At 66.6% G+C, this 24439-nt stretch carries 24 protein-coding genes; 14 read left to right on the forward strand and 10 right to left on the reverse strand.

Annotation, left to right across the window (positions count from 1 at the left end):
• Positions 1-70 precede the first annotated feature (70 nt).
• Positions 71-2422 (forward strand): helicase-related protein, encoded by a 2352-nt coding sequence (locus tag JF515_RS10760; protein ID WP_203104033.1) that lies wholly within the window; start codon positions 71-73, stop codon positions 2420-2422.
• Between the two features lie 44 nt (positions 2423-2466).
• Here JF515_RS10760 and tmpT read toward each other — a convergent pair whose 3' ends face one another.
• The 4 genes from tmpT to JF515_RS10780 form a co-directional block, all read right to left on the reverse strand.
• A complete protein-coding gene (gene tmpT / locus JF515_RS10765) occupies positions 2467-3129 on the reverse strand; it encodes a thiopurine S-methyltransferase (RefSeq protein ID WP_203104035.1) in 663 nt (220 codons plus the stop codon).
• Between the two features lie 16 nt (positions 3130-3145).
• Complete coding sequence (locus JF515_RS10770) at positions 3146-3649, reverse strand: hypothetical protein (RefSeq protein ID WP_238400962.1); 504 nt, start codon at positions 3647-3649, stop codon at positions 3146-3148.
• A gap of 2 nt (positions 3650-3651) precedes the next feature.
• On the reverse strand, positions 3652-6417 hold the full coding sequence (gene polA / locus JF515_RS10775) for a DNA polymerase I (RefSeq protein ID WP_203104037.1): 2766 nt from the start codon (positions 6415-6417) through the stop codon (positions 3652-3654).
• Between the two features lie 103 nt (positions 6418-6520).
• The gene (locus JF515_RS10780) at positions 6521-7567 is read right to left on the reverse strand and encodes an alpha/beta hydrolase (RefSeq protein ID WP_203104039.1); all 1047 of its coding nucleotides are present in this window, start codon (positions 7565-7567) and stop codon (positions 6521-6523) included.
• A gap of 107 nt (positions 7568-7674) precedes the next feature.
• Here JF515_RS10780 and JF515_RS10785 point away from each other — a divergent pair, with 107 nt between their 5' ends.
• On the forward strand, positions 7675-8598 hold the full coding sequence (locus tag JF515_RS10785) for a homoserine kinase (protein WP_203104041.1): 924 nt from the start codon (positions 7675-7677) through the stop codon (positions 8596-8598).
• A gap of 10 nt (positions 8599-8608) precedes the next feature.
• Here JF515_RS10785 and JF515_RS10790 read toward each other — a convergent pair whose 3' ends face one another.
• Both JF515_RS10790 and JF515_RS10795 read right to left on the reverse strand, forming a co-directional pair.
• Complete coding sequence (locus JF515_RS10790; protein ID WP_203104043.1) at positions 8609-9742, reverse strand: cellulase-like family protein; 1134 nt, start codon at positions 9740-9742, stop codon at positions 8609-8611.
• Positions 9743-9833: 91 nt separating this feature from the next.
• Positions 9834-10703 carry a metal ABC transporter substrate-binding protein gene (locus JF515_RS10795; RefSeq protein WP_203104045.1) on the reverse strand — a complete coding sequence of 290 codons (870 nt, stop codon included), beginning with the start codon at positions 10701-10703 and terminating at the stop codon, positions 9834-9836.
• Positions 10704-10796: 93 nt separating this feature from the next.
• On the opposite strand from JF515_RS10795, the gene znuC reads away from it, so the two are divergent.
• The 9 genes from znuC to JF515_RS10840 all read left to right on the forward strand — a co-directional run bounded on the left by znuC (position 10797) and on the right by JF515_RS10840 (position 19469).
• On the forward strand, positions 10797-11597 hold the full coding sequence (gene znuC / locus JF515_RS10800) for a zinc ABC transporter ATP-binding protein ZnuC (protein ID WP_203104047.1): 801 nt from the start codon (positions 10797-10799) through the stop codon (positions 11595-11597).
• A complete protein-coding gene (znuB, locus tag JF515_RS10805) occupies positions 11590-12375 on the forward strand; it encodes a zinc ABC transporter permease subunit ZnuB (protein WP_203104049.1) in 786 nt (261 codons plus the stop codon). Before znuC ends, znuB begins: the two co-directional genes overlap by 8 nt.
• Positions 12376-12559: 184 nt before the next feature.
• Entirely contained in the window at positions 12560-13273 is a 714-nt protein-coding gene (locus tag JF515_RS10810; protein WP_338015202.1) for a fumarylacetoacetate hydrolase family protein, read from the forward strand.
• A gap of 1 nt (position 13274) precedes the next feature.
• Positions 13275-14141 carry a polysaccharide deacetylase family protein gene (locus JF515_RS10815; RefSeq protein WP_203104051.1) on the forward strand — a complete coding sequence of 289 codons (867 nt, stop codon included), beginning with the start codon at positions 13275-13277 and terminating at the stop codon, positions 14139-14141.
• A 270-nt stretch (positions 14142-14411) separates the two neighbouring features.
• The gene (locus tag JF515_RS10820; protein ID WP_203104053.1) at positions 14412-15434 is read left to right on the forward strand and encodes a DctP family TRAP transporter solute-binding subunit; all 1023 of its coding nucleotides are present in this window, start codon (positions 14412-14414) and stop codon (positions 15432-15434) included.
• A 9-nt stretch (positions 15435-15443) separates the two neighbouring features.
• Entirely contained in the window at positions 15444-16010 is a 567-nt protein-coding gene (locus tag JF515_RS10825; protein WP_203104055.1) for a TRAP transporter small permease, read from the forward strand.
• A complete protein-coding gene (locus tag JF515_RS10830) occupies positions 16010-17281 on the forward strand; it encodes a TRAP transporter large permease (RefSeq protein WP_203104057.1) in 1272 nt (423 codons plus the stop codon). The genes JF515_RS10825 and JF515_RS10830 overlap by 1 nt, the downstream gene beginning before the upstream one ends.
• Positions 17282-17398: 117 nt before the next feature.
• The gene (locus JF515_RS10835) at positions 17399-18148 is read left to right on the forward strand and encodes a GntR family transcriptional regulator (protein WP_203104060.1); all 750 of its coding nucleotides are present in this window, start codon (positions 17399-17401) and stop codon (positions 18146-18148) included.
• A gap of 13 nt (positions 18149-18161) precedes the next feature.
• On the forward strand, positions 18162-19469 hold the full coding sequence (locus tag JF515_RS10840) for an MATE family efflux transporter (protein WP_203104062.1): 1308 nt from the start codon (positions 18162-18164) through the stop codon (positions 19467-19469).
• An 87-nt stretch (positions 19470-19556) separates the two neighbouring features.
• On the opposite strand, the gene JF515_RS10845 is transcribed toward JF515_RS10840, so the two are convergent.
• From JF515_RS10845 to rd, 4 genes are all read right to left on the reverse strand, one after another.
• Positions 19557-20159: a hypothetical protein gene (locus JF515_RS10845; RefSeq protein ID WP_203104064.1), complete on the reverse strand. Its 603-nt coding sequence runs from the start codon at positions 20157-20159 to the stop codon at positions 19557-19559.
• A gap of 80 nt (positions 20160-20239) precedes the next feature.
• A complete protein-coding gene (locus JF515_RS10850) occupies positions 20240-20611 on the reverse strand; it encodes a hypothetical protein (RefSeq protein ID WP_203104066.1) in 372 nt (123 codons plus the stop codon).
• A 22-nt stretch (positions 20612-20633) separates the two neighbouring features.
• A complete protein-coding gene (locus tag JF515_RS10855) occupies positions 20634-21785 on the reverse strand; it encodes an NAD(P)/FAD-dependent oxidoreductase (protein WP_203104068.1) in 1152 nt (383 codons plus the stop codon).
• A 48-nt stretch (positions 21786-21833) separates the two neighbouring features.
• On the reverse strand, positions 21834-21998 hold the full coding sequence (gene rd, locus JF515_RS10860; RefSeq protein WP_138773523.1) for a rubredoxin: 165 nt from the start codon (positions 21996-21998) through the stop codon (positions 21834-21836).
• 228 nt (positions 21999-22226) lie between these two features.
• Here rd and JF515_RS10865 point away from each other — a divergent pair, with 228 nt between their 5' ends.
• From JF515_RS10865 to phoB, 3 genes are all read left to right on the forward strand, one after another.
• Positions 22227-22754 carry a chorismate--pyruvate lyase family protein gene (locus tag JF515_RS10865; protein ID WP_203104070.1) on the forward strand — a complete coding sequence of 176 codons (528 nt, stop codon included), beginning with the start codon at positions 22227-22229 and terminating at the stop codon, positions 22752-22754.
• A gap of 3 nt (positions 22755-22757) precedes the next feature.
• The gene (gene ubiA / locus JF515_RS10870) at positions 22758-23645 is read left to right on the forward strand and encodes a 4-hydroxybenzoate octaprenyltransferase (protein WP_203104072.1); all 888 of its coding nucleotides are present in this window, start codon (positions 22758-22760) and stop codon (positions 23643-23645) included.
• A gap of 89 nt (positions 23646-23734) precedes the next feature.
• On the forward strand, positions 23735-24439 hold the full coding sequence (gene phoB, locus JF515_RS10875) for a phosphate regulon transcriptional regulator PhoB (protein WP_203104074.1): 705 nt from the start codon (positions 23735-23737) through the stop codon (positions 24437-24439).

Below are 24439 nucleotides of genomic sequence, written 5' to 3' on the forward strand. Positions count from 1 at the left end.
CCGGCCCGTTGGCCGGCGCCGGCGGCGCCCGTTACCATTGCCGCCCACGACGGACCGCCCCCTGGAGCCCATGAGCCACGCCGACACCCTGCCCATCGACCCGCTCAAGGAGCGCTTCCTGGACGCCCTGGACCAGGGCCCGGTGGTGGTATCCGCCGCCACCGGCTCCGGCAAGTCCACCCGGCTGCCGGTGTGGGCGATGGCGCGCGGCCCGGTGCTGGTGGTGGAACCCCGGCGAGTGGCCTGCACCGCCCTGGCGGGCTTCCTGGCCGGCCAGCGCGGCCAGGCCCCGGGCGACGAAGTGGGCTATGCGGTGCGCTTCGACCAGGCCTGCACGGACCGGACCCGGCTGGTATTCGTGACCCCGGGTATCGCGCTGCGCTGGCTGCAGGAGGGGCGGCTGGCCCGGTTCACCACCATCATGCTGGATGAATTCCACGAACGGCGCTGGGACACGGACCTGCTGCTCGCCCTGCTCAAACAGCACGGCGGCCACCGCCTGGTGGTCACCTCCGCCACCCTGGACGGCCCCGCCCTGGCCCGTTACCTGGCCGCCCCGGCGCTGCATTCCGAGGGCCGGGGTTACCCGGTGAGCGTCCACCACCACGCCGACAACGACCGCCGCATGCCCGATGCCCGCGACCTGCCCGCCCGGGTACGCGTGGCGGTACGCGACGGCCTGGTGGCGCGGGACGACGGCGACGTGCTGGTGTTCCTGCCCGGCCGTGGTGAAATCCAACGCACCGCCGCCGCCCTCGGCGACCTGAACGCGGACATTCTACCGCTGCATGCCGGCATCACCGGCGAGGCGCAGCGGCACGCCCTGACCCCGGGCCCCCGGCGCCGGGTGATCCTGGCCACCAACGTGGCGGAGACCTCGCTCACCATCCCTGGCGTCACCCTGGTGGTGGATGCCGGCCTGGAGCGCCGCACCCACCAGCGCAACGGCCGCACCGTGCTGTCGTTGACGCCGATTTCCCAGGCCAGCGCCGACCAGCGCCGGGGGCGGGCGGGCCGCACCGCGCCGGGCCGGGTGATCCGGCTGTGGGGCGAGAACGCGCCCCTGGAGGCGCGCACGCCGCCGGAGATTCAGCGCGAGGAACTCGGCGAGCTGGTGCTGGCGGCGGCCTGCGCCGGTAGCCCGACGACGGCGCTGGATTTCCCCGACCCGCTACCGGCGCACACCCTGGAACGAGCCCGCCAGCAACTGCACCGGCTCGGTGCTCTGGACGACCACGACCTGGCCACGGAGCGCGGTCGGGCCCTGTTCGCCCTGCCGGTGGACACCTTCTTCGCGCACCTGATCGTGGCCATGCCGGACGCCACCGCCCGGGGTTTCATGGTGGACCTGGCCGCCGCCCTGAGCGCCCGCCAGCGGCCGCTCACCCTGCCCCGGGACGAGGACGGCCGCCGCGCCCTGGCGGACTGGGAGCCGCGCCCCTGCGACGCCACCACCCTGGTGCGGGCGGTGCGCCAGGCGCCGCCGGAGAGCCTCAAACCGAACCGGGCGGCCCGGGACGAAGCGCGCCAGCTCGCCACCCGGATGCGCGCCCTGCTCGATCTGCCCGCCCTGCCCGCCTCCCTGGACGAGGACGTGCCGGCGATCCTCGCCGCCGCCATCGCCGCCAATCCCCGGGCGGTGTTTCTACGCCGGGAAAAAGAACGCCGCCGGGACGCCATGGGCAACGGCGGCGAGGAAGTCCGCGTCGGTGAGGATTCCCGCTTCCCCGAGGACGCCGAGGCGGCCCTGGTGCTGGACAGCCACAGCCTGCCCGGCAAGGGCACCCGCCAAACCCTGACCCTGGCCACCTGCCTGGCGCCGGTGCCCGTGCTCGAGCTGGTAACCCAGGGCCTGGCGCAGCCGGAAACCGGCGACGTGGAATGGCACGGCGGCGAGCCGGTGGTGACCCGTCACTGGTGCTACGCCGGTCGGCGCATCCACACCGACACCACCCGCCCGGAGGGCGCCGCCGCCCGCCAGGTGCTCGCCCGCCTGATCCTGGACGGCGAATGCCTGGCCCCGGCCGGCGAACGGCTGATGGACGACCTGGACGCCTGGCGCCTGTACCTGGCCCTGGGCCACGATCAGGGAGAAGCCCCGGAACCAGCACCCTGGCTGGAACAACGCCTGGCGGAAATGGGAGTGGAAAGCCTGGATGACCGTGCCCTCCTGGAACCGGAGGACCTGTGCTTCCCCGGCATCCCGGACTGGGAACGGGAGCGCTTCGACGAGAAGTACCCGCGCTTCGTGACGCTCAGCGATCTGAACATGCGGGTGCACTACCAAATTGCCCAACGGCGGGTGGAGTTGGAACACCAGAGCGGCAACCGCAAGGCCGCCCCACGCCGCTGGGAGCTGCCCGCCTGGTCCGGCTGGCGGGTGCGCTACCGCAAGGCCAGCCGGGTGGTGGACGTGGTGTGAGATGGTTTAATGATGGGGAACCGCGCCAAGCCCTCTGGATTTCTTCAAACAGCCGCTAGCGGATTCAGCTTCCAGGCCACCTGTACGAAAGAGGTGACGCCGGCTTCCTTGAAGCGGTCCTGGTTCTCGATGACGTCCTGGCGGGACAGCTCCCGCAAGGTGTAGTGGTCCTGGTAGAGGCGGCGCACTTCCTCGGCGAACACCGGGAACGGCGGGCCGTCCATTTCCGCCGGGTCGTATTCGAAGGCGATCAGCAGTTGCGGCGCCGCGCCGGTGAGGGCGCGCAGGTGCGGCGCGTAGCGGGCACGCATGGCCTCGGGCAGGGCCACCAGGGCGGCACGGTCGTAAACCAGATCCACCGGGCCCAGTTGCTCGGCGGTGAGCTGGAACAGGTCGCCCTGGAACACGGTGAGTTCGCCGTGGCGCCAGCGCTGGCCGCCGGCCCAGTCGTCCACCTCCGGCGCCACGCCCAGCTCCTCGAACAACTGGCGCACCGCCAGCTCGCTGAGCTCGGCGCCCACCACCCGGTGGCCCTGGGCCAGCAGCCAGCCCATGTCCAGTGTCTTGCCGCACAGCGGCACGAACACCCGGGCCCCTTCCGCCAGGTCAAAGGCCGGCAGGTTGCGCTTGAGCACCGGGTTCACGAACGGCAGGTGAAAACCCAACTCCTGCTTTTGCCATTTGTCTTTCCAGAACGCTGATTCCATGGGGTCTCCAGGTGAGTCAGAGGGTCCCTTGCCGCAGGGCCCGTTCGGTGTCGCGGGTCAGGGTGACGAAATCCGGTTTGGCGATCACCGCCAGCACCAGGGCATAGACGCCGTTGAGCAGGGCCAGGGCGGCGTCGGAGTGGAGAAAACTGAACGCCACGATGATGAACGCCACCGCGTCCAGCATGCCCAGCAGCACGAACATGCTGGTGTGCACCTTGGCGGCGGCCAGGGCCGAGGGATCGGTGTCCGCCTTGCGGCCGGTGAGCGGTCGGCGGGCCACCGCCTCCGGGCTCATGATGAAATTGCGCAGCGGCCGGGCCACCAGCAGGCTCAGCGCCATGGCGCCCAGGGCCAGTTGCCAGAGCATCTCCTGGGGCAGCAGCTCGCCGGCGGACTGATAGTCCGCGAACCGGATCAGCCCCCACAACGCCACGCCGATCACCAGGGGCGCGGACAGGGTCACGAACCAGAGCAGGTTCAGGGTGCGCGCGGAGGGCAGGCGGGATTTCAATGTCATGGTCAGTGTGCCTCTTCCCAGTTATCGCCGGTGCCGGCGTCGACGGTCAGCGGCACCTTGAGGTCGGCGGCGGCTTCCATGCGTTGCTTCACTTCCTTGACCAGGGCGTCCACCTGGCTTTCCGCCACCTCGAACACCAGCTCATCGTGCACCTGCATGATCATCAGGGCGTCGAAGTCGCTGTCGGTGAGCCAGCTGTCCACCTGGACCATGGCGCGTTTGATGATGTCGGCGGCGGAGCCCTGCATGGGCGCGTTGATGGCGGTGCGCTCGGCGGCCTGGCGGCGCTGGCCGTTGCGGCTGTTGATTTCCGGCAGGTAGAGGCGGCGGCCGAACAGGGTTTCCACGTAGCCGTTCTCAGCGGCGTCGGCGCGGGTGTTTTCCATGTAACGTTTTACGCCGGGGTATTTTTCGAAGTAGCGGTCGATGTATTCCTGGGCTTCGCCGCGCGGGATGCCGAGCTGGCGGGCCAGGCCGAAGGCACTCATGCCGTAGATCAGGCCGAAGTTGATGGCCTTGGCGTTGCGCCGTTCGTTGTCGCTGACGTCATCGAGATTCTTGCCCCAGACCTCGGCGGCGGTGGCGCGGTGAATGTCCAGGTTGTGTTCGAAGGCATCGAGCAGGCCCTTGTCGCCGGACAGGTGGGCCATGATGCGCAGTTCGATCTGTGAGTAGTCGCAGGCAACGATCTTGCGGCGCCCTGTTTTATCGGAAGGGGGCGCGGAAAAGGCGAGCCGGATCTTGCGGCCTTCCTCGCTGCGCACCGGAATGTTCTGCAGGTTGGGGTCGCTGGAGGAGAGCCGGCCGGTGGCCGCCACCGCCTGATGGTAGGAGGTGTGCACGCGGCCGGTGCGGCGGTTGATCAGCTCCGGCAGCTTGTCGGTGTAGGTGTTCTTGAGCTTGGAAACACCCCGGTATTGCATGATCACTTCCGGCAGGGCGTGGCCGTCCAGGGCCAGTTCCTGAAGCACCGCCTCGGCGGTGGACGGCGCCCCCTTGGGCGTCTTCTTGATCACCGGGATTTCCAGTTTCTGGTAGAGGATCTCGCCAAGTTGCTTGGGCGAACCCAGGTTGAATTCCTGGCCGGCGACTTCGTAGGCCTGTTCCTGCAGGTCCATCATGCGTTTGGCCAGGGACTGGCTTTGCTTGCGCAGCATGTCGGCATCCACGTAGGTACCGTTGCGTTCAATGCGGCTGAGCACCGGCAGCAGCGGCATCTCGATGTTCTCGAACACGCTTTTCAGGCCGTCGATCTCTTCCAGGCGCGGCCACAGGGTCTGGTGCAGACGCAGGGTGACGTCGGCGTCCTCGGCGGCATACTCGCCGGCTTCCTCCAGGCCCACCTGGTTGAAGGTGAGCTGCTTGGCGCCCTTGCCGGCGATCTCCTCGAAACTCACCGTCTTGTGGCCCAGGTATTTAAGCGCCAGGGAATCCATGTCATGGCGGGTGGCCACGGAATCCAGCACGTAGGATTCCAGCATGGTGTCGAATTGCACGCCGCGCAGGGTAATGCCGGCGTTGGCCAGCACGCTCATGTCGTACTTGAGGTTCTGGCCGACTTTCTTGAGGCCATCGTCTTCCAGCAGCGGCTTGAGCTTTTCGAGCACGGTTTTTTCGTCGAGCTGTTCGGGCGCGCCGGCGTAGTCATGGCCGAACGGAATATAGGCGGCCTCGCCGGGGGCGGTGGCCACGCTGACGCCCACCAAGGCGGCGTCCATGTAGTTCAGGCTGGTGGTTTCGGTATCGAAGGCGAACAGCTCCGCCTGCTTGAGCTTGTCCAGCCAGGCGTCCAGGGCATCCTCGGTGAGCACCGTCTCATAGCCGCTTCGATCGATGCCGGCCTCGTCGTCCAGGGCCGCGTCGCCGGCGAGCCCTTCGGCGGTCGGGTCCTGCCCTTCCAGCAGCTCGGTCAACCAGCCCTTGAACTCCAGGTCGCGGTAATAACGGGCCAGTTGCCCGGTGTCCGGCTGCCGCAGCTTGAGCTCGTCCAGCCCTTCATGAAGTTCGCAATCCACCTTGATGGTGGCCAGTTCATAGGAGAGGAACGCCTGCTCGCGGTGTTCCTCGAGCTTCTTGCCCATGCTCTTGGCGCCACGGAATTCCAGCTCCGCCACCTTGTCCAGGTTGTCGTAGATGTTTTGCAGCGAGCCCAGGCCCTTGAGCAAGGCCAGGGCGGTTTTCTCGCCGACGCCGGGCACGCCGGGGATGTTGTCCACCTTGTCGCCCATCAGCGCCAGGAAATCGATGATCAGCTCCGGGCCGATGCCGAACTTCTTCTTCACGCCCTCGACGTCGTAGAGGGCGTCGTTCATGGTGTTGATCAGGGTGACGTGGTCGTTCACCAGCTGCGCCATGTCCTTGTCGCCGGTGGAAATCAGCACCGCTTTTTGCTCGGCGCCGAACTGGCGGGCGAAGGTGCCGATCACGTCGTCCGCTTCCACCCCTTCCTCGATGATCAACGGCAGCCCCATGGCGCGAATCAGGTCATGCAGCGGCTGCACCTGCTCACGCAGTTCATCGGGCATCGGCGGCCGGTTGGCCTTGTACTGCTCGAACAGCTCGTCGCGGAAGGTCTTGCCCTTGGCGTCGAACACCACCGCCATGTAGTCGGGCTCATAGTCCTTGATCATCTTGCGCAGCATGGCGGCCACGCCGCGCACCGCGCCGGTGGGCCGGCCGCCGGAAGTGGTCAGCGGCGGCAGGGCGTGAAAGGCACGGTACAGGTAAGAAGAACCATCGACGAGAATGATCGGTTTGGGGTCGGCCATGGGGGTCCTTGGTCGGGCAAATTCGGAAAGCCACAGTGTAGCGCCACCAAGGTCCCGGGTCAGGGTCGGGGTGCGGATATCGTAGGAGCGGCTGAAGCCGCTCCTACAGCCGTTCGCGGGCGTGGGCGAGGATCTCGTCCACCGCCCGGCGAGCCGCGGGCAGCGCGCCGCCCATGGTGATGAAACCGTGCACCAGTTTCGGGTAGTCCAGGTTGACCACCGGCACACCCGCTTCGCGCAGCCGTTCGCCGTAGGCCAGGCCCTCGTCGCGCAGGGGATCGGTGGCGGTGATCAGGAGGGTGTCCGGGTGGCCGGCCAGGTCCGGGTTACGCAGGGGCGAGACGCGGAAGTCCTCCACCAGGCTTTCGTCCTGGACGTAGTGATTGTGGAACCAGTCGATCATGTCCCGGTCGAGACCGCCCTGGCCGCCGCCGAGCACGGTGGCGGAGGGCATCCGGTTCTCGCCGTCGGTTTTCGGATACACCGCCACCACCAGCTTCGGTGCCGGCAGGCCTTGCAGCGGCGCCTGCTGGGCGACCACCACGCTCAGGTTGCCACCGGCGCTGTCGCCCATCACCGCCATGCGGTCCGGGTCGATGCCCAGGTCGCGGGCCTGCCCGGTGAGCCAGCGCCAGGCGGCGACGGCGTCATCGGCGGCGGTGGGCGCCGGATGTTCCGGGGCCAGCCGGTAATCCACGTTGAGCACCACCGCGCCGGTAGCGTTGGCGATATGACGGCACAACCGGTCGTATTCCCGGGCGCTGCCGATGGTGAAGCCGCCACCGTGGCAGAACAGGATCGCCGGAGCGCCGTTCGCCGGGGCCGGCCCGCCCCGTTCCTTGGGCCGGTACAGGCGCACCAGGATGGTGCCGCCCGCCACCGGCACCTGGATGTCACGCGCCTCGGCCACCGCTTCCTCGGGTACGTCGAGCATGCCGATCATCTGCCCGTACAGGGCGCGCCCCTTGGGCAGAGGCAGTTCATGGAAGCCCTTGCGGCCATCGGCGAGGGCCAGCAGCAGGCGCAGACGCGGGTCCAGGGTGGAGCGATCGACTTTCTCCACCAGGCCGGCCAGGCGACCCGCGACGGGGGCGGGCAGGGCCATCATTGCGCGCACCGAGGTACGTTCTATCTTCTCTTGCAGGGACATGGTGCTCCTCGAAAAACGGGCCTGTTCACGGAATGTCCGGGGTTATACCATCGCCGGAGGTACTGGGCCCGGTCATCCCCGGCCTTTTTTCTCTCCAGGATCAATTGATGTCCGTTTACACCCGTCTCGACGACGATGCGCTGGCTTCGCTGCTGGCCGCCTATGACCTGCGCCTGGAGGCCGCCGAGGCGGCCCGCCACGGCATCGAGAACAGCACCTGGCTGATCGATGCCCGGGACGGCCTCGATCGCGACCGGCCGGTGGTGCTCACCGTGTTCGAGCGCTTCGACGCCGACACCCTGCGCCCTTATCTGGATCTGCTCACCGCCCTGGCGGAAGCCCGGCTGCCGGTGCCGGCACCGTTGGCGGACCGGGCCGGCAAGGTGCTGCGCCGGGTGGCGGACAAACCCGCCGTGCTGGTGCCGCGCCTGCCCGGCGCCCATTGTTTCCAGCCGGAAGCGGAGCATTGCCGCCAGCTGGGCGCCCTGCTGGCCGACCTGCACCGCCAACCCGCCGAGCCCGCCCGGGCGCTGCCCGACGAGCGCGAGCGGCTGGCGGAGTTCGCCCGCCATCTGTGCCGCCTGAACGACGGCGACCAGCGCCACGCGGAGCAAGTACTGGCACGCTGGCGGGACATCAAGCCCGGCGACACCCTGGTGCACGCCGACCTGTTCCGCGACAACGCCCTGTTCGACCGCCAGGGCCGGCTTACCGGTGTGCTGGATTTCTACAACGCCTGCCTGGAACGGCCGGAGTACGATCTGGCGGTGGCGCTCAACGACTGGGCGGTGGCCGCCGAAGGCCGCCCGGTACCGCGCCGCGAAGCGGCGTTGCTGGCAGGCTACCGGGATGCCGGCGGCGACTGGGACGCCGAGGTGCTGAACCTGGCCATGGCGGTGGCGGCGCTGCGCTTCTGGTTGTCACGGCTGGTCGGCCCGGTGTCCGACGAGGCCCAGGGCCAGGGCAGCAAGGACCCGGCGGAGTTCGCGCGCATTTTCGGCTACCGGTTCGACGCGCTGGGCGAGCTGTAAAGCAACGCGGTTAACGGCCCGGGCCGGTCAGAATCAGATGGTTGAGATGGGCGAGCCAGTCCGCCTCCCGCCATAACCAATCGTTGTGCGGCGCCGCCAGGCTGGTGGGGGTGAGCGCGCCGACGCCGCCGGCCACCGCCTGGGCCACCACGGTTTCGGTGAAGCCCGCCCAGCGCCGGGGCAGACGGCCCGGGTCGCCCGGAGAAGTCAGCCAGCCCTCGCCGAGCACCGGCTGCAGCCGCCGCACCCGGGCGAACGCCAGCCTGCGGTTAAGTTGCTCCTGAAGGCGACCGCGCCAGTGATCACCGCTGACATCCAACAGCGCGCCACGCAGCGGACCGGCCAGGCGCCGGCTAAGGACGCCGGGCACGGGCAGATCGGCGCCGGTGGCCAGACGGAAGCGCGGATCGTCGTCCAGCCACAATCCCAGATCGAGGAAATCCAGTTCACTGGTGTCCAACTGCCGCAGGTGCTCGCTGTCGGCGGCGGCGGCACTGAGCCCGAAACGAATCTCCGGGAAGTGGGCGCGCAGAGCCCGCGGCACCTCCAGCAGGTATCGCTCCACCCCGGCCTCCTGATCGCGGCTCCAGCGTTCCGGCAACGATCGTTGGCCGGACTGGCCAAACAGGCGACGAACCGGACCGTGACTCCAGGGAGGAAAGGGAAAATGGTGGCAGAAATCCACCGCCACCACGGTATCCAGGTGCCCCCATTGGCGAATCAGATCCAGGGTTTCCACCCAGACGTCGACGAAATCACCGGGCCGCCTCACGAAGGAGCGCCGGGCGCGGCTGTCGGGCAGGAAAAAGCCGCTCAACCAGAGTTTCAGATCGCGCTCGGCGGCGGCATCGAGCAGGCGCCGGAACGCCTTGCGGATGGGCACGGTGACGGCGCCACCGGGCAAACCGCGCCGCCGGTCCGGCTCGGCCAGAATCTCGCAGTGGTCCAGATGAACGCTATTGGCCGGCGTGGCCAGCAGATGGGGGTAGGGGTCCAGCCGCACGGCGTTGAAGCCGCGCGCCACCACGTCATCCAGGCGTGCCTCAACGGCGCCCGGCACCGCACCGTAGGCGGGACCCAGCGGCCAGGCGTAATCCCAGCATGTGATGGCGAGACGCCCGGTCTCTCCCTGCCGCTGCCCCATGTAGTCACCTCAACCCAAGAAACGGTTCAGGATAACGGTTTCGGGCGCCGGCTCAATGGGCGCCGTTGGCCGAAGGGCGGCGGAACCCGGTTCAGGGTGCCAGACAGCGCTGGAAGCCGGCGGCCACCACGCCATCCAGCCAGGCACCATACCCGGAGCCGGGGTGGTCGCGACCCAGCGGGTCCAGGTCCACGCGCCGGCAGTCCGGACACAGCCGGGCCAGCATCTCGCGCTGGGCCTCGGGCTCAGCGATGGCGCAACGCACCTGCTGCGTCTTGACCTGATCCGCCAGGGCCACGAAGCGGCGGCTGCCGGGGCCGGCGCCGAGCTGTTCGCTGACGGTGACCGGCTCACGCAGGCCCAGGCGATGCTGAAAATAGCCCCAGGGATTGTGGAAACTGAGCCAGGCGCGCCCGGCCTGCGGCGCCAGCCGGGCTCGGGCCACCTCGGTGGCGCGCTCCAGGCCGGCCAGGAACGCCGCCGGTTGCCCTTCCGGCAGGCCGTCGGGGTCCCGTTCCGCCAGCCCCCGGGCCAGCGCCGCCATGTTGGCCGGGTCCAGCCACAGGTGCGGGTCCAGACGTGCCATGTGGTCGTGGCCGTGATCATCAGCGCCATGATCCTCGTCACCGTGGTCGTGGCCGCCCTGGCGTCGGGTCACGCCGGCCAGCGACAGCAGCGCCACCGAGGGCCCCTCGCGGCGCGCCATCAGATCCGCTACCGCCGGCTCCGCCTCGGCGCCCAACCAGACCACCAGGTCGGCCCGGCGCAACGTCAGCATCTGACGCGGCGAAAGCATCGGGTTATGCGGGCTCTGGTTGGGGGCGAGCAGGGTTTCCACCTGGGCGCTGTCGCCGTACAGATCCCGCAGCACCATGGCCACGGGTTCGACACTGGCCACCAGGGTGCGGGCGGAAAGGGGCGCGCTGAGAATCAGCAGCAGGGCAATGATGGAATAACGCATGAACACTTCCTGCAAGCCGCGTGGAGACGGCGGGCGTTTGACGAATGAAATAGTATATCATTACCTCTTTGGCCTGGCCGGAACTTCGTTGTTATGACCCAAGCACTGGTCACCGTGGAAGACGCCGCCCTTACCCTGGGCGGCCAGGCGGTGCTGGAAAACGTCTCCCTGACCCTGGAACCGGGGCGCATCACCACTCTGATCGGCCCCAACGGCGCCGGCAAAAGCACCCTTGCGCGGCTGGTGCTGGGCCTGGCGAGCCCCGACCGGGGCCGGGTAATACGCCGCCCGGGGCTGACCCTGGGCTATATGCCCCAGCATCTGCGCGTGGACGAAAGCCTGCCGCTCACCGTGGACCGCTTCCTGTGGCTGGCGGCGCCGGGCCATACCCGGGCCCGCCGCGATGCCTTGCAGCGTACCGGCGTGGCCCACCTGCGCCGGCGCGCGGTGCGCCAGCTCTCCGGCGGCGAGATGCAACGGGTGCTGCTGGCCCGGGCATTGCTGCGCAAACCGGACCTGCTGGTGCTGGACGAGCCCGCCCAGGGCGTGGACGTGGCTGGCCAGGATGCCCTCTACGGCCTGCTCGGCCAGGTCCGCGACGAAACCGGCTGCGGTATCCTGCTGATTTCCCATGACCTGCATCTGGTAATGGCGCGTACCGACGAAGTGGTGTGTCTGCACCACCATGTGTGCTGCTCGGGCACGCCGGAGGCGGTAAGCCGGGACCCGGCCTATCAGCGCCTTTTCGGCACCCATGGCATGGCCAACCTGGCCCTTTACACCCACCACCATGATCACGACCACGATCTCAGTGGCGACGTGCACGGCGGCGAGCATCATCACGGCGCCCATGACCATGGCGCGAGCCATGATGGGGGGCACCACCATGATTGAGCTTCTCGCCCCGGCCCTGCTGGCCGGGCTGGCGGTGGCCCTGGTGGCCGGTCCCATGGGCGCCTTCGTAGTGTGGCGGCGGATGGCGTTCTTCGGCGACACCATGGCCAACAGCGCCCTGCTCGGCGCCGCCCTGGCCCTGGCCTTGCAGGTCAATCTTTACCTGGCGGTGATCGCCACCTGCCTGGTGGTGGCGGTGGCCCTGGTGGGCCTGCAGCGCCAGCGGCAGATCGCCGACGATACCCTGCTGGGCATCGTTGCCCACATCACCCTGGCCCTGGGCATCATCGCCCTGAGCCTGCAGGACAGCGTGCAGGTGGACCTGTTCGCCTACCTGTTCGGCGACCTGCTGGCGGTGGACTGGCGCGACGTGGTGGTGTTGTGGGCCGGCGCCGCGGTGATCCTCGCGCTGCTGGCGTGGCGCTGGCGGGCATTGCTGAGCATCACCGTCAACGAGGATCTGGCCCGGGTGGAAGGCGTGGCCGTGCCGGCCACCCGCCTGCTGTTGATGCTGCTGCTGGCGCTGCTGATCACCGGCGCCATCCGCACCGTGGGCGTGCTGCTGATCACCTCCCTGCTGGTGATGCCCGCCGCCGGCGCCCGCCGGCTGGCGCGTACCCCGGAGCAGATGGCCGGCTTCGCCAGCCTGATCGGCCTGGTGTCGGTGATGCTGGGGCTGACCCTGAGCTGGCACGCGGACACGCCGGTGGGCCCCTCCATCGTGGTGGCCGCGGCGGTGCTGTTCGGCCTGACCCTGCTGCGCCGCCCCACCTCCTAGCGCTTTTCAACCCGCTTTCCCTCCCGGACCCATGGCGGCTCCGCCGCCACAGGGGGTCGATCCACGTCCTTTCGCCCAAAATCGTATACGATTAATCGTTTGACAAATATTATCGTATTTTAATAGCCTGCTTTTGACGTGGATTTTGTGCTGATTCACCCCCAGGCCAGACAATGGAGCCAATGTGACCCAATCCGAAGGCAGTTTCTTTGCCCTGCCCCAACCCTCCCTGCCCGTATCCGGCGACCGGCGCCGCTTCCCGGTGCGCCGCATTTACTGCGTCGGCCGCAATTACGTGGCCCACATTCGAGAGATGGAAGAAGGCGACGAACGCGATCCGCCGTTCTTTTTCCAGAAGCCCACCGACGCCATCGTCACCGACGGCGCCGCCATTCCCTACCCCCAGGACACCCAGGACTTTCAGCATGAGGTGGAGCTGGTGGTGGCGATTGGCGGCGGCGGCCGGGATCTGAGCCGGGAGCAGGCTCTCGACCAGGTGTTCGGCTATGCCGTCGGCCTGGACATGACCCGGCGGGATCGTCAGTTCGAGGCACGGGATATGCGGCGCCCCTGGGAAATGGGCAAATCATTCGATCACTCGGCCCCCTGCGGCACCTTGCGCCCCGCCGCCGAGGGGCATGTGCTTTCCGGTGCCATCTCCGTCGAGGTGAACGGCGAGCCGCGCCAAGCCGGTGAGCTGGAGCTGATGATCTGGAACGTGGACGAAATCATCGCCAATTTGTCCACCCAGTATGAACTCAAGCCTGGTGATCTGATCTTCACCGGCACGCCGGCCGGCGTCGCCGCGGTGTCCCCCGGCGACCAGCTGGTGGCCCGCATCGATGGCCTCGAAGACCTGCACGTACGCATCGACCCGCCTCTCAGCCAAGGAGCCTGACATGGAGCCGAAACAACGCATTGATTATTCCGCGATCACCGACCGCCCCCGCCTGTCGTTGCCCGACGGCAAGCGAATGGCGGTGTGGGTGATCGTCAATATTGAAGAGTGGGACATCAATTCGCCGATGCCGCGTACCGTCCTGACGCCTCCCGCCGGTGGCGCGCCCTCGCCGGACATTCCCAACTGGGCCTGGCATGAATACGGCAACCGGGTAGGGTTCTGGCGTTTGCTGAAAACACTGGACCGGCTGTCGATCCGTGCCGTGCTGGCCATCAATGGCACCGCGGTGAACAGCTACGCGCCGATCAGCCAGGCGGCCCTGGATCGCGACTGGGAATTCATGGGCCACGGCTACACCCAGCGCAATATGCAGAAGGTCGAGAACGAACACGACGACATCCGCAAGACCACCCGGGCCATCGAGGAATTCACTGGCAAACGGCCACGTGGCTGGCTCGGACCGGGCCTCACCGAAACCTGGGAAACCCCGGACCTGTTGGTGGAAGAAGGGTACGACTATGTGTGCGACTGGGTGCTCGACGATCAACCGGTGGTCCTGAAGACCCGCACCGACCCCATCGTCAATGTGCCCTACACCCAGGAATGCAATGACGTGGCGATGATGCTGATCCAGCATCACCCGGCTTCGGAGTACGCCCAGCGGGCCATTGATCAGTTCGAACAGATCCACGAGGACGCCGAGGACGGCGCCCGTGTCATGGCGCTGGTGGTGCACCCTTACATCATGGGCGCGCCCCATCGGGCCCCCTACTTCCGCAAGGCGCTGGAACACATCGCCGCCCGGGAGGATGTGTGCTTCATGACCGGCGAGGAAATTTTCGACTGGTACCAACAGCAGCGCTGATGGCGTTCACCCGCGCTCACGCCTCACCGAAAGCCCTTCCCCTGGAAGGGCTTTTTTTGTTCATCGCGCCCCCGAAAGGGGCAAACAGAGCAAATGGGATGCAATCCGGCACCAGAATAAAGCAACACAATACGAGCTTCTGTTTATAAGCACAGATTGAATCCAATAAAGCTTTACAGGCACTTTTCCTACTGCTATTACTTGATCCACAGGAAAAACGTATACAATTTACGTTTTTTGGGAATGCATGTGATACAAGGGGAACAGCCCGTGAAGCACGATTATTTGTTTCGCACCGCCAGAATTCTGCTCGCCACCCTGCCCGTCTGGGCCTGTCTGGCCGGCACCGTACAGGCCGCCACGCCGATGAAGATCGCCCACCTGGTACCCGGCGAGGCGCCGCGCGGCCAGGGCGCGGAATTGATGGCCAAGGAAGTCAGCAACGATGAACGCTGCAATATCGATGCCCGGGTGTTCCCGAACTCCCAATTGGGCGGCACCACGGACCTGATCGAGAACCTGCAGACCGGCGCCCTGGAAGTGGCGATTCTGCCCGGCTCGTTTCTGGTCGGCTTTCAGCCGTTGATCGGCATCATGGATTTCCCGTACTTCTGGCCCACCGACTACGACAAGCTGAAAACCGTCATCGAAAGCGACGCCATGCGCAAGCTGCTCGACACCACCGAGGAGAAGGGCGTGGTGTCGTTGTCGGTATGGCACACCGGCTACAAATCCTGGACCGCCAACAGGCCTCTGGACACCGTGGCGGCGTACAAGGGCCTGAAGGCACGGGTAATGCCCTCCGCCATCATCCGTGAACAGGACAAGCTGCTGGGCATGCAACCGGTGGCCATGCCGTTCTCCGAGACCTATGTGGCTTTGCAGAACGGCGCCATCGATACCCAGGAAAATCCGGTGGTCACCAACTACCTGATGCGGTTTCACGAGGTCCAGGATTACCTGACCCTGAGCAACCACGGCACGCTGGATCAGGTGATCATGGTTTCCAAGCTCTGGTGGGACAAGCTCGACGGCGGCTGCCAGACCGCGGTGCGCGAAGCGGTGGCCGATGGCGGCGCGCTGACCGCCAAGCTGGTCTACAAGATGATCGACGAGAAGGCGCTGCCGGCGATCCGTGAATCCGGCACCCGGGTGGTGGAGGTGAGCGATGAGAATTTCGCCGCCATGCGCGATCAGGTGTTGCCGGGCGTCAAGCGCTTCTACATCGAGCAAAACGGCGACCGGGGCAAGGCCATCGTCGACGCCTTCGAAGACGAATTCTCCAACCTTTAAAGGCGCGCCATGAGTGCTCTGGTCCGATCCCGCCGCGTTTTCGCCACCGCCGCCCGAGCCCTCGACGCGCCGCTGAGGGTGCTCGACCGGGTACTCGGCGTGGCGATGGCGCTGGCTCTGCTGCTGGTGGCGGCGATTCTGTTCTTCAACGCCCTGGGTCGAACCCTGGGCGTTTCCTACGAAGGCGGTTCTTCCCTGGCCCGTCTTCTGGTGATCTGGCTGACGTTCGTGGGCGGTTACCTGACCGCGCGTTCGGGCAGCCACATCGTGGTCGACATGGTGCCCCGGCTGGTACCGGCCCGCTGGTACGGCGGGCTGATGGCGTTATCCGGCACGCTGTCGATGATCACCACGGGCTATCTTGCCTGGCTGGGCTACACCTACACGGTGCAGCGCTTTCAATCCGGACAGATGGACCAGCTGCTGCCGATAAAAACCGCGCACTTCTATCTGCCGGTACCGGTGGGGTGTGGCTTGATCACTCTGGCGTTCGCCTGCGCCACGCTGCGAGCTCTGGCCGGTGAGGCCCGGCCCGATGACCCGCAAGCCGAAGACTTTAACGAAGGAGCGCTCTGATGCCGTTCGTTCTTTTGATCGGCGCCGCCATTCTGCTGGCCGTGGGCGTGCCGGTGTTCGTGGCGATTCTGGCGCCCACCCTGCTGACCTTCGACCTGTTCGGCCCGGGGCTGCCCGCCTTCACCCTGGTTCAGAAGATGGTTCAGGGCATCAACAAGTTCAGCCTTTTGGCGGTGCCGCTGTTCATCTACGCGGCGGCGATCATCTCCAATGGGCAGATCGGCAAACGGCTGGTGGCGCTGGTGGAAAGCTGTCTCGGCCATCTCACCGGTGGCGTGGCCATCGCCACCATCGTCAGCTGCGGTCTGTTCGGCGCGCTTTCCGGCATCGGCCAGGCCGCTATCGTCAGCATCGGCCCGATCGTCTATCCGCTACTGATCCGCCAGGGTTACAGTCCCGGCTTCTCCGTGGGGCTTTTGCTGTGTGCCTCGACGTTGTCCATGTTGATCCCGCCGGGCATCGCCATGATTCTCTATTCTCTGCAGTCGATGAGTTCAGTGGGCGATGTGTTCCTGGCCGGGCTGGCCGCCGGTTTGCTGTTTATTCTGGTGATGTCGCTGTACGCCTACGTCTATGCGCGTCTCAAGGGGCTGCGCGGCGCCGAGCGGCAAAGCTGGCATCAGCGCCTGGAGGCATTACGCCGCGCCGGCTGGGCACTGGGGTTACCGTTGATCATTTTCGGCGGCATCTATTCCGGCGTGTTCACGCCCACCGAGGCCGCCGCCTGCGCCTGCGTGTACGCGATCTTCGTGGAGTGCGTGGTATACCGGAATCTGGATCTGAAAAGCCTTTTGAAGGTTTCCACCGGGTCCGCCAGCATCATCGCCGGTATCATGATCCTGCTGACCGCCGGCGCGGCGCTCAGCTACTACCTGACCCTCGAGAATATCCCGGGCCTGGTGGCGGAGCTGCTGGCCGGGCGCTCACCGTTCGAGGTGATGCTTTACCTGAACCTGGTATTCCTGGTCACTGGCATGTTCATCGACCCCAATTCCACCGTGATCGTGCTCACCCCGATCGTCTACCCGGCGGCCATGCAACTGGGCATGGACCCGGTGCATCTGGGCGCGGTGGTCACCATGACCATCGCCATCGGCATGATCACGCCGCCCTTCGGCATCAATATTTTCGTGGGCATGGTGACCTTCAATGTGAGTTATATCCAGTTGGTGAAGAGCACGCTGCCATTCATCCTGCTGGCGCTGATCACGCTGTTGATCATCAATCTCAGCCCGGAGCTGATCCTGTGGCTACCGGCCCATCTGGGCTGATTGAGGGCGGCGGCGTGGTGATCGAATCCTGGCTGTGCTTCCATTATCATGCCTGCCGCGAAAGGGACGATCGCCACCCGACCGGCGCGTCGTCCAGACCACCATGGAGAACAACGCATGACCAAGGAGCCGAATCACTCCTCCGCGACACCGACAAGGCGCGATCGACGGTCCGGCGCCGGTGAGCTCCCCAACGATCATGTGATTGAGACCATCCGCAATGCCATTCTGGACGGTGATCTCGCCGCTGGCTCGCGCATCAACGAGGGCCAGTTGGCACAGCGGCTGGAGGTGTCACGAACGCCCATCCGGGCGGCGTTGCACGTGCTGGCCGGCGAAGGCCTGATCACCTATATCCGCAACCGTGGCTATTTCGTTCGCGAATTCAATCTCTCGGAGGTGCTGGACGCCTTCGAGATGCGCGCGCTGGCGGAAGCCTTCTCCGCGCGCCTGGCCGCCGAGCGCGGCCTGTCCGCCCACGAGGAGCTGGAACTGGATGAATCGCTCCGCCTGACCGACGAAGCCCTGCGAAGCACCGACATCGAGCAGGCCCGTCACCTCTACAGTCGCTCCAACGAGCTGTTCCACAGCGTGATCCAGTCCGCCGCCGGTTCCCGGCTGGTGTCCGACGTGATCGCCCTGTGCCACCGCATTCCGCAAACGCTCACCCGCAATGTGATGGCCTTCACCCTGGAGGACGTGCAAAAGCGCGGTCAGGAACATCGCCTGATCTACGAAGCGATTCTCGCCCGCCGCCCCAAGGAGGCGGAGGAACGCATGTTCAACCACGTGATCGGCGTGCGCAAAGGGATCGTCCGGGCACTGGCCGCCAAGGATCAGCCGGCGCGCGACGACCACCCGCTCTGATCGGGCGTCGCCCTTGCGTACCGGCGCCGACACCCACCTGAACCGTCGCATCTGGGCGCTGGCCTGGCCGTTGTTGCTGTCCAACATCACCGCCCCGTTGCTGGGGCTGGTGGACACCGCCGTGGTCGGGCATCTGGATTCACCGGTGTATCTGGCGGCGGTGGCGCTGGGCGCCAACTTCTTCATGTTCCTGTATTTCTCGTTCAATTTCCTGCGCATGGGCACCACCGGCTTCACTTCCCAGGCACGCGGCGCCGGCAAGGCGACCCTGGTGGTGCTGGCGCGGGCGCTGCTGTTGTCCACGGTGCTGGGCGGGCTGCTGATCGTGCTGCAGCCGGAGCTGCGGGAGCTGGGGTTGTGGCTGCTGGGCGGCAGCGGGGAGGTCCAGGATCTGGCCCGGGATTACATCGGCATCCGCATCCTGGGGGCGCCGGCGGCGCTGGGCAACTTCGCGTTGATCGGCTTCGCCATCGGCCTGCACCGCACCAGCGTGCCGCTGAAGATGACGGTGCTGATGCATTCCAGCAACGCCCTGCTGGATTTTCTGCTGGTGCAGGTGTGGCATTTCGACGTGCGCGGCGTGGCCACCGCCAGTGCGCTGTCCGAATACCTGGGCCTGGCCGGTGGGCTGTTCTGGCTGCGCCGGGAAATCTTCGGCGACGCCTGGCGTGCCCTGCCCGCCGGGGCATTGCGGCGGTTGGCACCGATGCTGAGCCTGCTGGCGGTGAACCGGGATATCTTCCTGCGCAGCCTCGCCCTGCTCACCGTGTTTTTCTTTTTCACCGCCCAGGGGGCGCGGCTGGGGGACACCATCCTGGCCGCCAACGCGGTGCTGATCACCTTCCTGCTGCTGCTCAGCAACACCCTGGACGGCTTCGCCAACGCCGCCGAGGCGCTGGTGGGCGACGCCACCGGTCGCGACGACCGGCGCGCCCTGGACGCGGCGGTGAAGGCCACCGGACGCTGGACGGTTCTGGTCGCCGCCCTGGCCCTGGCGGTGTTCGCCCTGGGCGGCGCGCCACTGATCCGCCTGCTCACCGACCTGCCGGCGGTGCGTGACACCGCCACCACCTATCTGCCGTGGATGCTGCTGCTGCCACTCACCGCCAGCGCCGGTTTCTGGCTGGACGGGGTGTTCGTGGGCGCCACCCGGGCCCGGGCCATGCGCAATACCATGGTGGTGGCCACCGCCCTGTTCTTCCCGGTGTGGTGGCTTACCACCGGCTGGGGGAATCACGGACTGTGGCTGGCCATGAACGTCTGGATGGCGAGCCGGGGGCTGCTGATGGCGCTGGTCTGGCGGCGGCGTGATCGCGGCTGAAGCGGAAATCCGCACGGCGCGATCGCGGCTAAAGCCGCTCCTACAAGGTGCGCGGTAGGAGCGGCTTCAGCCGCGATGGGTCAGGGATCAGCGGGCCAGCGCGCCGTCCTCGTGCAGCCGTTTGGCCAGGTCGCCGGCGTAGCCGCGCACGGCGTTATGCAGGCTGGTGGGATTGATCACCCGGGACTGGGCCTGCCACACCGGGCTGTCGAGGCCCACCTGGTAGAGCGTGCTTTGCAGGTAGTAGTCCCGGCTTTCGGTGTAATAGCCCGGCGCGTAGACGGTGTCGTAACCGGCGCCCAGTGACGGGCCGAAGCCCTGCAGGCGGGGCGGCACATAGTCGGCGCGCACTTCGGCCTTGAGGAAGGAAACCACCAGCACGCCGTCGGCGCCGGTGCGGGCCACCGCTTTTTCCACCCGTTGGCGCAGCTCGTCGCCATCGTTGGCGGCGTCCAGTTGCCGGTGGGCCAGATAAACGTGGCGGATGCGGTCGCGCAGGGCGTCGCCCAGGGCGTCCTCCACGGCGACGCGGCCCTGGTTGTCGTTGACCAGCGCGATCACGAACAGGTTTTCGAAACGCGGGCGCTCGCCGGCGGGCGGGTTCCAGCCGGATCTCACCTCGGTGGGAGTGGCGCAGGCGGCCAGGGCCAGGGTCAGCAGGACCAGAACGGTACGTCGCAGAGCAATCATGGGGCTTCCTTTGGGTTGAATGCCCCCATCCTAATCGTCCCGCCGGGGGACGCAACCGACCTGTATCAAGCGCCCGCGATTCAGGCCTTGCCGATGATGAATTTCATCAGGGTCATGAACCACATCAAGTGGCCGGGGTCGCCTTCCACCTTGATGTCACCGGCCTGCATCCCCTCCATGAAGGCCATCTGGTTCTTGCCGGAGGCCTTGAGGGTATGGAAGGCGTACTTCGCGTCCTTGAAGTTGAGGGTCACCGACGGAGTCGGATGCAGGCCGCCGCCACGGCGCACCCGGCCTGGCTGGAAGTGATACCAGCGCGCGGCCCGGCCGTCGAAGGTGCGCCATTGCATGACCACGTCACGGTGTTCGAGCTGCTGGCGGAATCCCGGATGGCGGCGGGCCAGCCAGGCCAGACGCCAGCCCAGCAACAGCAGGATCAGACGGAATTTCATCGGCTCTCCAGGTGACCGCGGTTCACGGCATCAGCGCCGGCAGTTCCTTGTTGAGTTTGAGCTTCTCCTTGACCGCTTCGCCGGTGAGGGCATAGCCGCGCAGGGCGCCGTCACGGTCGCGGAACAGGGCGCGCACGGTGTCGCCGTCTTCCTCCACCTCCCAGTCGCCGTCCAGCTCTTCCGGCGGCGGGCACACCACCACCGGACAGGCCGGCGTCTTGATGGTCACCGGCATGACGCCGTAGCTCACCGGGGTGGGCTCGCCGGCCAGGGTCTTGGCCAGGGCCCGGGCGCCGGCCATCAGCGGCAGCACATAGGGCAGCACATGGCCTTCCACCTCGGCGCAGTCGCCCAGGGCATAGACGTTATCGGCGCTGGTGCGCAGTTGCTGGTCGGTGAGGATGCCCCGGTTGGTACGCAGGCCGGCATCCTTGGCGATGTCGATACGCGGGCGCAGGCCGATGGCGGAGAGCACCACGTCGGACTCCAGGTGGGTGCCGTCGGAGAGCTCGGTGACCAGGCCCTCGCCGTCCCGGTTGCGATGCACCGCCTTGGCCAGGGGGCCGAAGTGAAAGTTCACGCCCAAACTTTCCAGGCCACGCCCCACGGCGGCGGAGGCGGCTTCCGGCAGCAGCATGGGCAGGCAGCGGCCAAGCGGCTCCACCAGATTCACCTGGAAACCGCCGTTGCACAGGTCGTTAGCGAACTCGCAACCGATCAGGCCGCCGCCCAGAATGGTGACGCTCTTCTTGCCGTCCAGGGCCTGGCGAAAGCGACCGTAGTCCATCAAATCGTTGACCGAGAACACCTCGCCCACGGCGTCACCTTCCAGGGGGGGCGTCCAGGTATCGGCGCCCAGGGCCAGCACCAGAGCGCTGTAGTCCAGGTGGTCATCGGGCAGCAGCACGCGCTGCTTGCCGGTGTCGATGCCGGCCACGTGCACGCCGGTGCGCACCGTGACATTGAACTGTTCGGCCACCTGCTCCGGGGTGGCCATGGCCAGCTCGTCGGCGCTCTTTTCCTTGGTGAAACCGGTGGACAACATGGGCTTGGAGTAATTACGCCCGTCGTCGGCGGTGAGCACCACCACCGGGGTCTCCTTGTCCAGCTTGCGGAATTCCTTGACCGTGTTGAAACCGGCCAGGCCGGATCCGATGACGACGATGGGGTTCATGGCGGGTCCTTAGATCGGGGAAAGGGAGGGACGGGCTGGGAGCGCGGCTCAGATCTCGATCATCTCGAAATCTTCCTTGCCCACGCCACAGTCGGGGCACACCCAGTCCTCGGGGACGTCTTCCCACTTGGTACCGGGTTCGATGCCTTCCTCGGGCAGGCCTTCCTCTTCATCGTAGATGAAGCCACACACCACGCATTCCCATTTCTTCATGCTAAAACCTCGTTTCGTCGGAATCCGGGCCCGGGTAAACGGGCCGTTCCAGGGGCCCGCTAACGTAGCCACGGGCGTTACAAAAATCAATGACAGTCAGTAATGGCAACTTTGCCCTCGGGTCACGATGAGCCGCCGCCGTAGCGATAAGCAGGGTTCGTGCCGATGCTTGATTGAACGGTCATCCTGGGCCATAGTCCCCGCGCCCGTCGCGACCGAGCCCGAATCATGCCCGATACCGCCTTGCACGCCGATGCCCGCTGGCGCGCCCAGGAACGCCTTGTGCTGCCCCCGCTGATCCGCGACTGGCTGGCCGACCCCGGCTCTCTGACCCGACGGCTGCGAGGCTTGGGCCCGTTCCGGGTGGCGCCGTCGCGGCGCCTGATCGGCGCGCCGGACCTCGAGGAGCAGCGCCAGCTCGGCCAGGTGGGCCGGCGCCATGCCCTGATCCGCGAGGTCACCTTATTGGTGCACGAGCGCCCCGTGGTGGAGGCCCGCAGCGTGCTGCCGCTGACCACCCTGGCCGGCGCCAACCGCAGCCTGGCGCACATGGGCAGCCGCTCCCTGGGCAGCGAGCTGTACCGGCGACCGGCGGCCCACCGCGACCAGGTATGGGTACGCTTCGGTGACAGCCCCTCTGGCCAGGGGCCGTGCTGGGGGCGACAATCCCGGTTCGTGAAGCGCGGTCGGCCGCTGCTGGTGGCCGAGCATTTCCTGCCCGCGCTCTGGGATTTGCTGCTCGAACCGGACCGCTGACCTATGCTCGCTTTCGTGGAACACCGCTACCCGGCCCTGTGGCCCTGGATCCAGCTGATGCGCCTGGAGAAACCCATCGGCAGCATGCTGCTGATGTGGCCTACTCTGTGGGCGCTGTGGATCGCCGGCGACGGCACCCCCAGCCTCAAGCACATCATCATCTTCGTGCTCGGTGTGTACGTGATGCGCGCCGCCGGCTGCGTGATCAACGACTACGCGGACCGGGACTTCGACGGCCACGTGGAGCGCACCGAGGGGCGCCCCCTGGCCACCGGCGCGCTGTCCTCGAAGCAGGCTCTGGCGCTGTTCGCCGGGCTCGGGTTACTGGCCTTCGTGCTGGTGCTGTTCCTCAACCGCTTCACCATTCTGCTGTCCTTCGGCGGCCTGGGGCTGGCTCTGCTCTACCCGTTCACCAAACGCTTCACCTACCTGCCCCAGCTGTTTCTGGGCGCCGCCTTCAGTTGGGCGGTGCCGATGGCGTTCGCCGCGGAAACCGGCGCCGTGCCGGAGATCGCCTGGCTGCTGTTCACCACCAACCTGCTGTGGACCGTGGCCTATGACACCGAGTACGCCATGTGCGACCGGGAGGACGACCTGAAGATCGGCATCAAGAGCACCGCGATTCTGTTCGGCGACCTGGACAAGCTGATCATCGGCGTGCTGCAGGGGCTCACCCTGGTGGCGCTTTGGCTGGTGGGCCAGCGGCTCGGTTTCGCCTGGCCCTGGTATCTGGGACTGGCGGCCATGGCGGCCAGTTTCGTGCATCAACAATGGCGTATTCGTTACCGCGAGCGCTGGCCCTGCTTCCACGCCTTTTTGAGCAACCACTGGGCCGGAGGCTGCGTGTTCATTGGGCTGTACCTGCAATACCTGGTTGCCGGTGGAAGCTGAAAAGGGTGCAAATTTGTCATCGGGATGTCATAAAAAGGCAATGTAATAGGGGACAATTCAAAAACGGCGAAAAATTAGAGATTGCAGCCATGTCCCGAAACCGCATTCTGATCGTTGACGATGAACCGGCCATCCGCGAAATGGTGGCCGTGGCCCTGGAACTGGCCGACTTCGATGTACTGGAGGCGGAGAACGCCCAAGTCGCTCATGAGCGCATCGTCGACGAGCGCCCGGATCTGGTGCTGCTGGACTGGATGTTGCCGTCGGTAAGCGGCATCGAGCTGGCACGCCGCCTCAAGCGCGAGGACGCCACCACCGAGGTGCCGATCATCATGCTCACGGCCAAGAGCGAGGAAGACAACAAGATCCAGGGCCTGGATGTGGGCGCCGACGATTACATCACCAAGCCGTTCTCCACCCGCGAGTTAATCGCCCGCATCAAGGCGGTGCTGCGGCGCTCCTCGGTGGCCGCCGCGGAAAAGGCCATCGACGTGGAGGGCCTGTGCCTGGACCCGGTCAGTCACCGCATCAGCGCCCACGGCAATCCGGTGGACATGGGCCCCACCGAATACCGGCTGCTGGAGTTCTTCATGAGCCACCAGGAGCGCGCCTACTCACGCACCCAGTTGCTGGATCAGGTGTGGGGCGCCAACGTGTATGTGGAGGACCGCACCATCGACGTGCACATCCGCCGCCTGCGCAAGGCCCTGGCACCGCACGGCTTCGACGGTTTCATTCAAACGGTGCGCGGCACGGGGTACCGGTTCTCGGTGAAGACCAGCCAGGCCTCCTGA

Source organism: Alloalcanivorax marinus (assembly GCF_016785095.1).
GTDB lineage: Bacteria > Pseudomonadota > Gammaproteobacteria > Pseudomonadales > Alcanivoracaceae > Alloalcanivorax > Alloalcanivorax marinus_A.